Below are 14,166 nucleotides of genomic sequence, written 5' to 3' on the forward strand. Positions count from 1 at the left end.
GGCGGCCGGGGCCGTGGCCCGCGGTCCGCCAGTAGTCACCGTCGGCGGCCGACCGGGGTGCGCCGGTAGCCCCCGTCGGCCGCCGGGGCCGCGGCCCGCCGGCAGTCCTCGTCAGCGGCCGGGGCCGTGGCCCGCCGGGTGCGCACCGCCACCCGCATGGACCGCGCCCGGCCGCGCTCCCCGGCGGCCCGCCGCACGATGGGGTCATGAGGACTTCCCCCGCCCTGCGCGCCGCCGCCCTCGCCGCCACCGCCACCGTGCTGCTGCCGCTGGCCGCCTGTTCGGACGGCGACGACGGGGACGGTTCCTCGACGCCCACCGGGGCCTCGACCGCCTCGCCGTCCGCCACCGCCCGGGAACTGGCCTCCCAGAAGCTCGACTGGTCGCCGTGTCCGGCCCCGAACACGGCCCAGGGCGGCGGCGAGTCCCCGTCCCCGCTGCCCGGCGGCGCGGTGTGGGAGTGCTCCTTCATGGACGTGCCGCTCGACTACGCGAAGCCCGACGGCCGCACGATCGAGCTGGCGCTGGTCCGCGCCAAGGCCAGGGACCAGGCGCGGCGGATCGGTTCGCTGGTGTTCAACTTCGGCGGGCCCGGCGCCTCCGGTGTGGCGACGCTGCCCGCCTTCGGTACGGAGTACGACACGCTCCGCACCAGGTACGACCTGGTGAGCTTCGACCCGCGCGGGGTCGGCCGCAGCGAGGGCGTCGAGTGCGCGGACGACGCCGAGCTGGACGCCCTCTACCAGGAGGACTCCACACCGGACAACGCGGCCGAGGAGGAGCAGTTCGTGCAGGGGCAGAAGGACTTCATCGCGGACTGCAAGGAGAACTCCGGCCCTGAGCTGCCCTTCGTGGGCACGACGAACGCCGCCCGCGACATGGACCTGATGCGGACGGTGCTGGGCGACGACGAGCTGTACTACTTCGGCATCTCCTACGGGACCGAGCTGGGCGGCGTCTACGCGCACCTCTTCCCGGACAAGGTCGGCCGGGCGGTCTTCGACGCGGTGGTCGACCCGACGAAGAACGCCGAGCAGTCCTCCCTGGGCCAGGCCCAGGGGTTCCAGCTCGCCATGGACAACTTCACCGAGGACTGCGCGGAGCGCGACGACTGCGCGCTGCCCGGAACCACCCCGCAGGAGGTCGAGCGGGGCATCGCGGATCTTCTGTCCGATCTGGAGGAGCAGCCGATCGACGGGCTGGGCGACCGCGCGCTGACGCAGACGCTGGCCACCACCGGCATCGCTTCCGCGCTCTATTCCAAGGAGACCTGGCCGCTGCTCGAACAGGGCCTGGACGAGGCGGGCGGCGGGAACGGCGGGCTGCTGCTCGCACTGGCGGACTCGCTCAACGGACGCTCGCAGGACGGGCAGTACGACAACTCCAACGCGGCCAACCTCGCCATCAACTGCGCCGACAGCAAGCAGCGCTTCACCCTGGAGCAGACGAAGGCGGCACTGCCGGCCTTCCGCGAGGCCTCCCCGCTCTTCGGCGACTACCTGGGCTGGGGCCTGATGGGCTGCACGGGCTGGCCGGTCGCGGGTGCCTGGGAGACCCCTGACGTCAGCGCGCCCGGGGCCGCGCCCATCCTGGTCATCGGCAACACGGGCGACCCGGCGACCCCGTACGCGGGCGCGAAGGCGATGGTGCAGCAGCTGGGCGAGGGCGTCGGCGTCGAGCTGACGTACCGGGGCGAGGGCCACGGGGCCTACAACAGCAACGACGCGTGTGTGCAGCGGGCGGTCGACGGCTATCTGCTGAACGGTACGGTGCCGAAGTCGGGCACGGTCTGCGGCTGATCGCGCCCCGGGAACCGGCTCTGCCGGTCCGGCCCGACAGTCTGACCCGATGGTCTGTCAGAGGCGCCGATTAGCATGGCGGAACAACGCAGGCGCCCGGCGCTTCACCGGCTTCGGGCCTCGGGGAGGGGAGCCGGACCATGCGCGCGCACCGACGGGCCCATCGGGCCGCCGTCCGAGCGGGAGCAGCCCTCCTCTCGACAGTGCTGCTCGCCGGCTGCGCCCTGTCGGGGACGGGACCGGAAGAGGCCGCGTCGGCGGACGGCCGCCCAGGCGGCGCGTCCGCCTCTCCCGCGCCGACTGGCCCGGAGGGCACCGCGCGGACGCCCGCCCTGCCCTCCGCCCTCACCTCCCAGCGCCTCGACTGGGAGCGCTGCGAAGCTCCGCGCGGCGGCGGCGCCCCGGGCTCCGCGTGGCGCTGCGCGCGCGTGGACGTACCGCTGGACTACGCGAAGCCGTCCGGGGAGACCCTCTCCCTCGCCCTGATCCGCAAGGAGGCCCGCGACAAGGGGCGGCGGCTCGGTTCGCTGCTGTTCAACTTCGGCGGCCCGGGCGGTTCGGGCGTGGAGATACTGCCGCGCGCGGCGGAAGCGTACGGAAAGCTCAACACCCGCTACGACCTGGTGGGGTTCGATCCGCGCGGGGTCGCGGCCAGCTCCGGGGTGCGCTGCCGCACCGACAAGGAGCAGGAGCAGGCCCACCGGAGCGTCGACCTGACCCCGGACACGGCGGCGGAGGAGGCCGCGTTCGTCAAGGACGCAGCGGACTTCGGCGCGGGCTGCGAGCGCCGTTCCGGCAAGCTCCTCCCCCATGTCGGCACATCCAACGCCGCCCGCGACCTGGACCTGATCCGGCACATCCTGGGCGACGACAAGCTGTCCTACTTCGGCTTCTCCTACGGTACGGAGCTGGGCGGTACGTACGCGCACCTCTTCCCGCGGAACGTGGGACGCACGGTGCTGGACGCGGTCATCGACCCCACGGCCGACGGCATAGGGCACGCCCGCAACCAGGCCGCGGGCTTCCAGCGCGCCCTGGAGAACTACCTCAGGAGCCGCGGCGAGAGCCCGAAGGCGGGCACCGAGCGCATAGCCCGGCTGCTGGCCCGTATCGACAGGAGCCCGCTGCCGACCGACAGCGGCCGCGAGCTGAGCGAGTCCCTCGCCATCACCGGCATCGTCACCCCGCTGTACTCCGAGTCCAGCTGGCCCGCCCTGACGGCCGCCCTCGACGAGGCGGAGGGCAACGGCACCGGCAACGCCCTGCTCCGGCTCGCCGACTCGTACAACGGCCGGGACGAGCAGGGCCGTTACGACACCCAGAGCCACTCCCAGCGGGCGATCTCCTGCGCCGACACCAAGGCCCGGCCCGCCCTGGACGAGGCCCGTGCGCTGCTGCCGGAGTTCCGTCGGCTGTCACCGGTCTTCGGCCCGCTCCTGGCCTGGGACACCGCCGGCTGGTGTGCGCGGTGGCCGGTCGAGGGGGAGCACGACACCCCGGAGACGAGCGCCCCGGGCGCGGGGCCGATCCTCGTCGTCGGGACGACCGGCGACCCGGCCACCCCGTACGAGGGGGCGCGGCGGATGGCGGACGAGCTGGGCAAGGGCGTCGGCATCATGCTCACCAACAACGGCGAGGGGCACGGGGCGTACGGCGGCAACGACTGCGTGACGTCGGCGGTGGACGACTACTTCCTGGACGGGAAGGTCCCGGCGGACGGCACGACCTGCGGGTAGCGGTACGAACATGCGGAAGGGGCCGGTCCGCAGTGCGCGGACCGGCCCCTCCTCCCCAACGGGTTGTCTAGTACACCGGCTTCTCGGGCTCGATCTGGTTGACCCAGCCGATCACGCCGCCGCCCACGTGCACCGCGTCGGCGAAGCCCGCCGACTTGAGGACCGCGAGGACCTCGGCGCTGCGGACGCCCGTCTTGCAGTGCAGGACGATGCGCCTATCCTGCGGGAGGTCCTGGAGGGCGGTGCCCATGAGGAACTCGTTCTTCGGGATCAGCTTGGCGCCCGGGATCGAGACGATCTCGTACTCGTTCAGCTCGCGGACGTCGATGATCTCGATCTTCTCGTCGCCGTCGATCCACTCCTTGAGCTGCTTGGGAGTGATCGTGGCTCCGGCCGCCGCCTCCTGGGCCTCCTCGGAGACGACGCCGCAGAAGGCCTCGTAGTCGATGAGCTCGGTGACGGTGGGGTTCTCGCCGCAGACCGCGCAGTTCGGGTCCTTGCGGACCTTCACCTGGCGGTACTGCATCTCCAGGGCGTCGTAGATCATCAGGCGGCCGACCAGCGGGTCGCCGATGCCGGCGAGCAGCTTGATGGCCTCGTTGACCTGGATGGAGCCGATGGACGCGCAGAGCACGCCCAGCACGCCGCCCTCGGCGCAGGAGGGGACCATGCCCGGCGGCGGGGGCTCCGGGTAGAGGCAGCGGTAGCAGGGGCCGTGCTCGGACCAGAAGACCGAGGCCTGGCCGTCGAAGCGGTAGATCGAGCCCCAGACGTACGGCTTGTTCAGCAGCACCGCGGCGTCGTTGACGAGATAGCGGGTGGCGAAGTTGTCCGTGCCGTCCACGATCAGGTCGTACTGCGCGAAGATCTCCATCACGTTCTCGGCTTCGAGCCGCTCTTCGTGAAGGACCACGTTGACGTACGGGTTGATCCCCAGCACGGAGTCCTTGGCGGACTCCGCCTTGGACCGGCCGATGTCGGCCTGGCTGTGGATGATCTGGCGCTGGAGGTTCGACTCGTCGACCTCGTCGAACTCCACGATGCCCAGCGTGCCGACACCGGCCGCGGCCAGGTACATCAGGGCCGGCGAACCGAGTCCGCCGGCGCCCACACAGAGCACCTTGGCGTTCTTCAGGCGCTTCTGTCCGTCCATCCCGACATCCGGGATGATCAGGTGGCGGGAGTACCTGCGGACCTCGTCGACGGTGAGCTCAGCGGCTGGCTCGACCAGGGGTGGCAGCGACACAGGAACCTCAACAATGCAGGTGGTCGGATTTACGTACATCGACTACGCACACATCGACTACGTACGGTTGTTCTTCCGGTAACACTGCCACGCCCCTCCTCATTCCGAGATACCAGGTCCGATCCGCGAGACGATTTCGTCCCAGTACCTGGGCAGCGCCGCGAATGGGTCGCTCTGCCCGTTCTGTCCGTCCCGGTCGGTGAAGAAGATCGTCCCGGCGCCCTGCCAGCGGGCGATGCGCATGGCCTCCTCCAGGTGGGTGCGCGGGACCCCGTGGACGAAGTGGGCGAACCGCTCGGGCGGGTAGTCCGCCGTCCACTCGGCCACCTGTGACCAGCGGTAGTCGGTCCAGGGGCCCTGGAAGGTGACCAGCTGGTCGGCGGCCTCCGCGTAACCGGGGTACGGATGGGTCCCGTGCCCCAGGACCAGGCGGCCGCCGCCGTCCGCGCTGTCGCTCTCCGCCAGCAGCGCGTGGAGCGTGCCGGTGAGACGGCGGACGTCGGGCAGTCCGGCCCGCTCGGCGGGGCAGCGGGCGAGGTAGAAGCCGCCGACCCGGTACCAGTCGATGAAGGCGCGGGCGTCGGCGATCAGTTCGGCGAAGGACCGCTCACCGAAGGCCAGGTCGAGGTGGCCCAGCAGCCTGCCTCCGGAGGCCCGGACGGTGTCGTCCGGGGCCCCGCCGTGCAGGGCCCGTTCCCGGGCGTTGCGCAGCCTGCCCGCCGCCGCCAGGCAGTGCGGGTCGGGCCGGCAGCCGGGGCCCTCCGCGATGTTGAGGACGGCCCAGTGCAGCGGCGTGCCGGGGCGGACCAGCTCGGCCCACTCGGCGGGGGCGAGCAACGGGTGGGCGTAGCCGGGGACGCCGAAGCCGAGCTGTTCGCCGCCCGCGGTCCGGCGGGCGGCGTCGGGAGCGGTCAGATGCGGCACGCCGCCTCCATCCAGATGTCCGCGAGGGACTCCTCCAGGTTGATCCGGGGCCGCCAGCCGAGCCGGTCGCGAGCGGTGCGGACATCGGCCTGCTGCCAGGCGCCGCACCCGTCCGGATACGGGGACGGGGTGGCCGAGAGGTGCTCCATGACGGACTCGGCGGAGGTGCGCGGGGCCCCGATGGGCAGGCGAGCGGGGGGCGTGTCCAGCTCGTGGAGCGCGCCCGCGTACCCGGCGACTCTCGCCAGGACGGCGGCCGCGTCACGGAGCCGGACGGCCCGGCCGGTGCCGATGTTGACGACGCCCTGGGCGGCCGAGAGCGAGGCGGCGTGGACGGCCCGCGCCACATCCCGTACGTCGACGAAGTCCCGCTGCACGCCGAGGCCGCTGAGCTTCAGCTCGCCGTCGCCCGCCTGCATGGCCCGGCGCATCGCCTCGGCGAGCCGGCCGAGCGGGGAGCCCGCCGGGGTGCCGGGCCCGACCGGCGAGAAGACCCGCAGCACGACGGCGTCGAGACCGGAGCCGAGGACCAGCTCGGTGGCGGCGAGCTTGCTGACGCCGTACGGGCCGCCGGGGCGCGGCACGGCGTCCTCGGCGGTGGAGGAACCGGGCTGCGAGGGCCCGTACTCCGAGGCGCAGCCGACCTGGACGAGCCGGGCCCCGCAGCCGCTGCGGCGCAGCGCCTCGCAGACGGTGGCGACGGCGACGGTGTTGTGGCGGGTGAGGTCGCGGGCGTTGCCACGGGTGGCGCCCGCGCAGTTGACGACGACCCCGGGGTGGACGGCGTCCAGGAAGCGGGTGAGCGCCCCGGGGCTGCCGCCCGCGAGATCGAACCGGACGTCGGCGTCGTCGCCGCGGCCCAGGGCCGTGAGGTGGACGGCGGGGTCGGCGAGCAGGCGGTCGGCGACGAAGCGGCCGAGGAATCCGTTGGCTCCGAGCAGCAGCACCCTCATCGCGCACCGCCTCGGTGCCGACGGCTCACTGCCGGTGCGGAGGACTGGGTGGTCATGGCGGGTTTCTCCTAGGTCAGTCAGTCAGTCGGTTCGTGCGGTGCTGGGAAGGCCCGCGGCGTCGGCTCCGCGGGAGTGGTGCGGTGGTGAGGTGGGGGGTGTGCTGTGGGGCCCTCGTGGTGAGGGAGCGGTTCAGGTACGGGTGTGGGCGGAGGCGCGGGAGAGGGCGAGGGAGGCGTGCAGCAGCAGCCCGAGCGCGGCCGCTCCGCAGGCGAGGGCGGGCACGGCCCCCGTCCCGCCTGCCGAGACGAGGGCGTTCACGGGCTGGGCGAGGGGTTCGAGTCCGGGCAGCCGGGAGGAGAGGACGAGCGCCGGGGCGGCGGCCTCTACGGCGCAGGCGGCGGCGAGCGCGACCGTGCCGGGCTCGGGCAGTCCGTGGGCGGCGAGCAGCCGGGCGACGAAGAACAGGACCCCGAGGGCGGCGGCCGCGGCGGGCGTCCCGTTGCCGTCGAGGCCGAGGTCGGCCAGGTACAGCAGGGGCAGCAGCGCGGCGAGGAAGAGGGCGACGGCCGCGAGCAGCAGGGGCCGCACTCCCGCGCCGAACTCCTCCAGGGCGCGGCTGCCGGTCAGTTTGCGGTGGGCGTGGACGGCGAAGAGGTGGGCGCACCAGGCGGCCGGGGCGATGGCGGCGGCGAGCCCGAGCAGCGGGGCGGGGGTGCCGTCCCACGGGCCGTCCGGGCCGCCGGTCATGACCTGGGCGAGCAGTTCCTCGCCGTACACCGCGTAGCTCAGGAGCCAGCAGCCGTACATCCCGGCACGGCCCGCTCCTTCCGGCGCGCGCAGGGGCCCGCGGCTCAGGCACAGCCGGAGCGCCAGGCAGGCCAGGAGGGCACCGGCCACGGTGACGAGGGCCCGCGTCCCGTCGCCGAGCACACCCTCGGTGAGCCGGAGCACACCGGCGGTCGCCAGGCAGGCGGCCCCGGGGAGCAGGGCGAGGAGCGTCCAGAGGGCCCGCGCCTCGGTGTCCGGCCCGGGGTCCGGGGGTCCACTGACGGCGGGCTCCTTCGTGCGGGGCGGTATGCGGGCGTACAGCTCCTCGGCGAGCGAGAAGACGTCTCGGTGGCGGTAGCGGGCGGCGGTGCGGTCGGTGAGGCCGTGGGCTTCGAGTCCGGCGGCGATCTCCAAGGGGTCCACGGCCCGTTCGCAGAGGTCCCGGTGGTCGTGCATCAGGGACTTCACCGGGTCGGCCGGCCCCCGGCGGGCGGCGGTGGATGCGGCCGGGGCGGGAGGGGCGGTGGCCTGGTCGTCCGGACGGGGCATGGGTTGGTCTCCGTGGTCGTGGAGCGTCGAGTGGTCACGCATCGCCGTCCCCCGGTCCCCCGGCGGCCGCACAGACGCCCTCGGGCTCGCCGGAGCGGTCCGGCAGTCGCCCCGCCCGGGTCCAGTGGCCGAGGAGGCGGGCCTCTGGCGGGGTGGCGAAGAGGAGGGGGTCGCCGTGGGCGTTCACCGTGTCGGCCTCCCGGCGCACCGGGGTGTGTGACATCAGCTCCAGGTAAATGCCGCGAAATGCCGCGAGGTTCTGTTCGACGGTGAAAAGTTCGAGCGCTCGGGCTCGGGCCGCCGCGCCCAGGCGGGCCCGGCGCTCGGGGTCGCGCAGCAGCGCCACGCAGGCGTCGGCGAGCGCCTTGGGGTTGCGCGGGGGCACCACCAGGCCGGTGCCGCCGATGACTTCGAGGACCGCTCCGACGTCGGTGGAGACGGTGGCCCGGCCGCAGAACATGGCCTCGACGAGGCTGACCGGGAAGCCTTCGACGACGCTGGACAGCACGATCACGCCGCCCGCGCGGTAGGCCTCGGCGAGATCGGGGACCTCGGGCCCGCCGATCTCCTCGAAGGTGACCGGGCAGACGCCCTCGGCGTGCGCTCCGGCGGCCTCGTCCGGGAAGAGCTGGGCGGCCAGGGCCCGGCAGTGGGCCAGATAGGCGCCCCCCTCACGACCCGGGGCCGGGGCGCCGAAGATCCGCAGCCGGGCGCCGGGCTCGGCGCGGCGGACCTCGGCGAAGGCGTGGAGAAGGGCGATCAGGTCCTTGGCGGGCTCGATCCGGCCGACCCAGACCAGCGTGGCGGGGCCGCCCGCGCCTGCCGCGCCGAAGCGTTCGGCGTCCTCACCGACCGGGCCGAAGCGTTCGGCGGCCATGCCCGGGTAGACCGTGCGCTGCCGGGCGGGGTCGGCCCCGCAACGCTGCTGCCAGCGGCGGACATGCGTGTTGCCGGGGGTGACCAGCGCCGCCTGGCGGTAGACCTCGGTGGCGAGGCGCCCGTGGAATCCGGCGAGGAGGGCGCGCACCGGTGCGCCGAACGGGGCGTCGGAGGCGGCCAGATAGTGGGCGCGCAGCTGCACCCCGTGCTCGGTGACCAGCAGCGGAACCCCGAAGAAGCGTTTGGCCAGGAGCCCCGGGAGGGCGGCCGCGCCGCCGGAGGCCGCATGGCAGAGGTCGACCGCGCCGAGGCTCTCCTGGTCGTACCAGTCGAGCGAGAGGGGGCGCAGCGCGCGTTCCAGCTCGGCGGCGAAGACGAGGTGGTCGGGAACGGTGGCGCTCTGCACGGTCCGGCCGGTGCCCCGGGCCCTGGAGGCGGCCTCCAGAATCCGTACGGTCGTCTCCGAGCGCAGGGCGAGGTGGAGTCCGCCGCGCTCCCGGGCCAGTTCGGCCAGGCCGTAGAGGCCTTCGGTGAAGAGCTCCGCGCCGGGGCCGGTCCCCGGGGCCCCGCCGGTGTCGTCGGGGGTGCAGATCGCGGTGGCGATGGCGGTGAGGTGGTCCGTGAACCGTGCGCGGTCGCGCCGCCCGTAGGACTGCTCGCCGCCGGTCACCAGACGGGCCAGCAGGCCGCGTTCGCCGCTGCCGCGCACGGTGCCGTCCTCGGGGGTCCACAGCGGGGCGGTACGCACCCGGCTGACCTGGTGCGGGAGTCGGACCCAGCCCTGCGCCTCCTGATGGGCGGAGCGGCTCAGGGCGAACAGGTCGAAGTCGTGCTGCGGCAGCCCCCGCACCAGTCGGTCGCACCAGAGTCTGGACTCACCGGTCGCATACGGATAACCACCGTCGGTGAGCAGTCCGATCCGCACGAGTACACCCCCGATCTCCCTTGTGGGCGGCCGCCGTTGGAACGGCGACTCACAGCGGGACGACCGTAAGCGGATACGCCGGTGGCGCGACGGACGGTTGTCCATCGCGCCACCGAAAGGGGTGAACCGTCGTAACTTTCCCGCCCCCGTAGCGTTCCGTCGCGATACAGCGGTCGGTTATTACGGAGGGTCAGGCCCCGGCCAGCTCCTTGGGGGCCGCCCGGCGAGCCGCACCGAGCGCGGGGGCGGGGTGGTGGACCCGGTGCACCGCCACAGCGGGACAGGACGGCCGTCTCGCCATGCGGACGGGGTTCGATCAGCTACCGGGGTACACCCAGGGGTTCGGCTTGCACTTGATACCCCCCAGTTCCAGGGTCTTCGTCTGCTGCTGCATCACCGGGGCCGGGGCGCCGGGCGTGCGGCAGCTCACATGGTTGTGGCCCAGTCGGTGGCCGACCTCGTGATTGATGAGCATCTGACGGTACGGCAGCAGTTTGTCCGGGCCGAACGTGGCGGCGCCCTGCGCCCAGCGATAGGCGTTGATCATGATGCGGTCGGTGGCGGCGGAGTCGCAGGAGACATTGTCGACCGTGGTGTCCAGACCGGATTTGGCGCACCATTCGCCGGTGGTCCCGGGGCTGGCGAGCGTGATCACGAAGTCCGGGTGCCCCGAGGAGATCCGCTCGAAGGTCATCGCACCGTTGTGCGCCCAGCTCCGGTCGTCGTTCAGCGTCTTCTGGACGGCTTCGGCGAAAAGACCGGCGTCGAGGGAGAGTCCCTTCTCCACATCGATCCGGTAGCGGTACTTGTGGCCCTTCCCGGGGGCCTTCGCCAGACCGGGCACCGCCTGGAACGTGCCGCTCGCCTTGAGGTCCGGGTCGAGCGGATACGGCTTCGCCATCCTGTCCGCGTACGACAGGGGCTTGACCTCGGGCTCGGCCGAGGGCTGCCGGGGGGTCGGCCGGGGGTCGGAGCGGGAGGCTTCCCCGCTGCCGCTCTGCCGCTCCACGTCGGCGGCGCGCGCGGCCGACGAGCGGTCGCCGGAGTCCTCGGCGACCTGCCCCGCCACCACGACCGCGAGCACGGTGGTCACCGCGGCGGCGGCGATGCCGGTGAAGGTCCGCCCCTTGCCGCCCCGGGGCGCGCGGTGCTCGTCCGGCTCCCCCGCCTCGCCGACGGCGTCGGCGGCCGACGACGACGTGGCGACGCCGGAATCGGGCGACTCCTCGTCGAAGGCGTCGACGAACTCGCGGCGCGGGCCAGGCACCGGGGGCCCGGCGGCCGGCTGCTGCGCCACCCTGCCGTCCGCGGCGCGCTGGGCCGCCCGCTGGGCCGACACCTGGCGCGCCACGGCCTGCTGCCGGGCCGCGGCTTCCTGGTGCGCCGCGGGACCGTGGGGCCCGGAGGCGTCCGGCACGGCGTCGGGGCGGCGGTTCGGGGCGGGGTGCCGGTGCGGTGGATACGGGAGCCCGTGGGACCCGCCGGGGGAGCCGTCGCCGGGGCGGGGCCGCGCGCCCGGGGAGCCGTAGCCGTCCCCGTAACGGGGCTGCGGGCCGGTCCCCCAGCCGCCGCCCGGCTCGCGCTGCTCGGGGTGGCCGCCGCGGACCTGGGGGGCGTCGGGGGAGAACGGGGAGCGCCCGTCGCCGGTCGGCGCGGGGCCGGTCCGCCTGCGCCGGCCGGTGCCGGGTGCGGGGCGGGGAGCGGCGCGTTCGCCGCCCGGTGCCGCCGCTGCGGCGTCCGGGCGGGTGGCCTTGGAGCCCTTTCGGCTGTGTCGTCCCACGCCCCGGATCAGCTCCCGCCGCAATCGTCCAGCAGTTCCCGGAACGCCTGGGCGACCGCCTCCGGGTACTCCATCATCGCCACGTGCCCCGCCTCGGGCAGGGTCAGCAGCCGGGCGTCGCGGAAGGCCGCACACGCCTTGCGTGCCATCCGGTACGAGACGAGCTGGTCCCGTCCGCCGTACACGAGCTGGGTCGGTGCGAGCACCCGCTCGGCCTGGCGCCACAGCCCGTGCTGTCCGCCCAGGGTGTAGGCGTCCACGATGCCCCGGGCGGAACGCGTCATGGCGTCCCAGAAGTACGGCAGCTCCAGCCGTCGCTCCATCTCGGCCACCGCGTTGCGGAAGGCTTCCTCGGAGACGCGCGCCGGATCGCCGTAACAGAGTGCCACGACTCCGCGGGTCCGCTGCTCCGCCGTCCAGTCCTTCGTGAGCCGGGCGAACAGGGAAGCGACTCCCGGCACCGCGAGAAGGCCGGTCGGCAGGGCGGGGCGCTGCACCCGCCATTCGGGCAGTGCGGGCGAGATCAGGGTGAGGGTGCGCACCAGATCGGGGCGGACCGCGGCGACCCGGGTGGCGACCGCACCGCCCAGGGAGTTGCCGAACAGATGGACGGGCCCGCGCTCCTCCGCGTCGAGCAGCCGGATCACCGCGCGGGCGTGTCCGGTGACGGAGTAGTCGCCGTCGTCCGGCGGCGGCGAATCCCCGAATCCGGGCAGGTCGACCGCCTCGCCGTCGACCACGTCGGCCAGCAGCGGCATCAGGTCCGACCAGTTCTGCGAGGAGCCGCCGAGCCCGTGCACGTACAGCGCGGGGGGCAGTCCGGTGCGGCCGCCCGGCCGGCAGCGGATGTTCAGACCGATCCCCGGCAGCGACACGGAGCGCAGCCGCTCGCCCTCGGCGACACGGACGGCACTGACCGCGGGAGCCACCGCTGCGGCGGCGGCTCGGGTACCCGGCAGCTCGGTCGAAGACATGCGGCAATGTTACGAGACGATCACGCGGCGATTCATGTGTTCGCCGTCACAGGGCCGCATCGCGGGGTAGGAGTGTTGCTCCTAGGCTTCAAGGAAAGGAAGGGAGCCACCCCATGACGGTCGACCCGAGCGACCCGGACACCTTCACCGACTCCGAGCCGGACGGAGCGGGCCCCGAGGCCCCGGAGGCTGATTTCGCGGAACAGCGGGCGGACATCCGGCCCGAGGACGACGAACGGGTGGAGGGCTTCGATCCGGCCACCGCCAACGAGGCCGACGTTGCGGAACAGAGCAGGGTCATCCCGCTCGACGAGGACGATTACCGGTAGTACGCCCCGGTTTGATCGCGACCAGGGAGAACTGTGGCTTCCACAGCCGTCCGGTCCGTGAAATTCTGCGTCCGCGCCGCGCATACCCGGGTTACCCAAAAGTACGATGGCTGTGCGGCGCAGCGTGTACGGATCGGCTGTGCTGGAACACACATTTGGGAGGCGGCGTGACAGCCATCGAGCAGACAGAGGCGGCGCGCCCGCGGGGCACCCGGCTGCCCCGCCGCGCCCGACGCAATCAGCTGCTGGGCGCCGCACAGGAGGTCTTCGTCGCGCAGGGTTACCACTCCGCCGCCATGGACGACATCGCCGAGCGGGCCGGAGTCAGCAAGCCCGTGCTCTACCAGCACTTCCCCGGGAAGCTGGAGCTCTATCTCGCCCTCCTCGACCAGCACTGCGAGTCGCTGCTCCAGGCCGTCCGCACGGCACTGGCCTCGACGACGGACAACAAGCTGCGCGTCGAGGCCACCATGGACGCCTATTTCGCGTACGTGGAGGACGAGGGCGGCGCCTTCCGGCTGGTCTTCGAGTCGGACCTGACCAACGAGCCCGCCGTGCGCGAGCGGGTCGACCGGGTCTCCCTCCAGTGCGCCGAGGCGATCTCCGACGTGATCGCCGGGGACACGGGCCTGTCCAAGGACGAGTCCATGCTGCTCGCGGTGGGTCTCGGCGGTGTCTCCCAGGTGGTGGCGCGCTACTGGCTCTCCAGCGGCTCCAGCATCCCGCGCGACACGGCGGTGCAGCTGCTGACCTCGCTGGCCTGGCGGGGCATCGCGGGCTTCCCGCTGCACGGCGCCGAGCAGCACTGAGCCCGCCGGCGGACGGCGGGTGACGCCGTGTTCGCTGCGGGCGTTGCCGGTCGGGCCGTGAACGCCGCCTCCGCCGGGCTAATGTGGCTGCGTACGGCGCGGTTCGCCGCGCAGGGACTGACCGTCGGAGGGACATAGCCGTGGAGGTCAAGATCGGGGTGCAGCACACGCCCCGCGAGATCGTTCTGGAGAGCGGGCTTTCCGCCGAGGACGTCGAGAGCGCGGTCGCCGCGGCACTGGGCGGCAAGGCGGAGCTGCTCAGCCTCACGGACGACAAGGGCCGCAAGGTTCTCGTGCCGGCCGACCGGATCGCGTATGTGGAGATCGGCGAGCCCACCGCCCGGCGGGTGGGGTTCGGCGCGCTGTAGTCCACGGGACGCGTTGGTCAACGGATCGCGGAAGCGGGGGGGGGGGGGGGGGGGGGGGGGGGGGGGGGGGGGGGGGGGGGGGGGGGTGGGGGGGGGGGGGGGGGGGGGGGGGGGGGGGCGGGGAGGG

Annotated in this window: 13 protein-coding genes; 5 read left to right on the plus strand and 8 right to left on the minus strand. The window is 73.5% G+C overall.

Annotated features, from left to right (window positions below):
• Positions 1 to 35: 35 nt before the first annotated feature.
• A complete protein-coding gene (locus tag ACZ5WC_RS21440; protein ID WP_468542285.1) occupies positions 36 to 197 on the minus strand; it encodes a hypothetical protein in 162 nt (53 codons plus the stop codon).
• A 9-nt stretch (positions 198 to 206) separates the two neighbouring features.
• On the opposite strand from ACZ5WC_RS21440, the gene ACZ5WC_RS21445 reads away from it, so the two are divergent.
• Positions 207 to 1,799 (plus strand): alpha/beta hydrolase, encoded by a 1,593-nt coding sequence (locus ACZ5WC_RS21445; protein ID WP_468542286.1) that lies wholly within the window; start codon positions 207 to 209, stop codon positions 1,797 to 1,799.
• Positions 1,800 to 1,939: 140 nt separating this feature from the next.
• Positions 1,940 to 3,535 carry an alpha/beta hydrolase gene (locus ACZ5WC_RS21450; RefSeq protein ID WP_468542287.1) on the plus strand — a complete coding sequence of 532 codons (1,596 nt, stop codon included), beginning with the start codon at positions 1,940 to 1,942 and terminating at the stop codon, positions 3,533 to 3,535.
• 67 nt (positions 3,536 to 3,602) lie between these two features.
• Here ACZ5WC_RS21450 and moeZ read toward each other — a convergent pair whose 3' ends face one another.
• The 7 genes from moeZ to ACZ5WC_RS21485 all read right to left on the minus strand — a co-directional run bounded on the left by moeZ (position 3,603) and on the right by ACZ5WC_RS21485 (position 12,533).
• Positions 3,603 to 4,781, minus strand: a complete 1,179-nt coding sequence (gene moeZ / locus ACZ5WC_RS21455) for an adenylyltransferase/sulfurtransferase MoeZ (protein ID WP_468542288.1) — start codon at positions 4,779 to 4,781, stop codon at positions 3,603 to 3,605.
• A 99-nt stretch (positions 4,782 to 4,880) separates the two neighbouring features.
• Positions 4,881 to 5,705, minus strand: coding sequence for a spherulation-specific family 4 protein (locus ACZ5WC_RS21460; protein WP_468542289.1), 825 nt, complete (start codon positions 5,703 to 5,705; stop codon positions 4,881 to 4,883).
• Positions 5,693 to 6,658: an NAD-dependent epimerase/dehydratase family protein gene (locus tag ACZ5WC_RS21465; protein ID WP_096631801.1), complete on the minus strand. Its 966-nt coding sequence runs from the start codon at positions 6,656 to 6,658 to the stop codon at positions 5,693 to 5,695. Before ACZ5WC_RS21465 ends, ACZ5WC_RS21460 begins: the two co-directional genes overlap by 13 nt.
• Before the next feature lie 189 nt (positions 6,659 to 6,847).
• Complete coding sequence (locus ACZ5WC_RS21470; RefSeq protein ID WP_468542290.1) at positions 6,848 to 7,975, minus strand: hypothetical protein; 1,128 nt, start codon at positions 7,973 to 7,975, stop codon at positions 6,848 to 6,850.
• Between the two features lie 34 nt (positions 7,976 to 8,009).
• Positions 8,010 to 9,779, minus strand: coding sequence for a DUF3492 domain-containing protein (locus ACZ5WC_RS21475; protein ID WP_468542291.1), 1,770 nt, complete (start codon positions 9,777 to 9,779; stop codon positions 8,010 to 8,012).
• A 316-nt stretch (positions 9,780 to 10,095) separates the two neighbouring features.
• Positions 10,096 to 11,559 carry a DUF3152 domain-containing protein gene (locus tag ACZ5WC_RS21480; protein ID WP_468542292.1) on the minus strand — a complete coding sequence of 488 codons (1,464 nt, stop codon included), beginning with the start codon at positions 11,557 to 11,559 and terminating at the stop codon, positions 10,096 to 10,098.
• Between the two features lie 8 nt (positions 11,560 to 11,567).
• Positions 11,568 to 12,533: an alpha/beta fold hydrolase gene (locus tag ACZ5WC_RS21485; RefSeq protein WP_468542293.1), complete on the minus strand. Its 966-nt coding sequence runs from the start codon at positions 12,531 to 12,533 to the stop codon at positions 11,568 to 11,570.
• Positions 12,534 to 12,646: 113 nt separating this feature from the next.
• Here ACZ5WC_RS21485 and ACZ5WC_RS21490 point away from each other — a divergent pair, with 113 nt between their 5' ends.
• The 3 genes from ACZ5WC_RS21490 to ACZ5WC_RS21500 all read left to right on the plus strand — a co-directional run bounded on the left by ACZ5WC_RS21490 (position 12,647) and on the right by ACZ5WC_RS21500 (position 14,039).
• Complete coding sequence (locus tag ACZ5WC_RS21490) at positions 12,647 to 12,862, plus strand: hypothetical protein (RefSeq protein ID WP_096632990.1); 216 nt, start codon at positions 12,647 to 12,649, stop codon at positions 12,860 to 12,862.
• Positions 12,863 to 13,029: 167 nt separating this feature from the next.
• On the plus strand, positions 13,030 to 13,671 hold the full coding sequence (locus ACZ5WC_RS21495; protein ID WP_096632991.1) for a TetR/AcrR family transcriptional regulator: 642 nt from the start codon (positions 13,030 to 13,032) through the stop codon (positions 13,669 to 13,671).
• Positions 13,672 to 13,811: 140 nt separating this feature from the next.
• The gene (locus ACZ5WC_RS21500; protein WP_093693231.1) at positions 13,812 to 14,039 is read left to right on the plus strand and encodes a DUF3107 domain-containing protein; all 228 of its coding nucleotides are present in this window, start codon (positions 13,812 to 13,814) and stop codon (positions 14,037 to 14,039) included.
• Positions 14,040 to 14,166: the final 127 nt, after the last annotated feature.

The organism is Streptomyces sp. NPDC033165 (assembly GCF_055577965.1).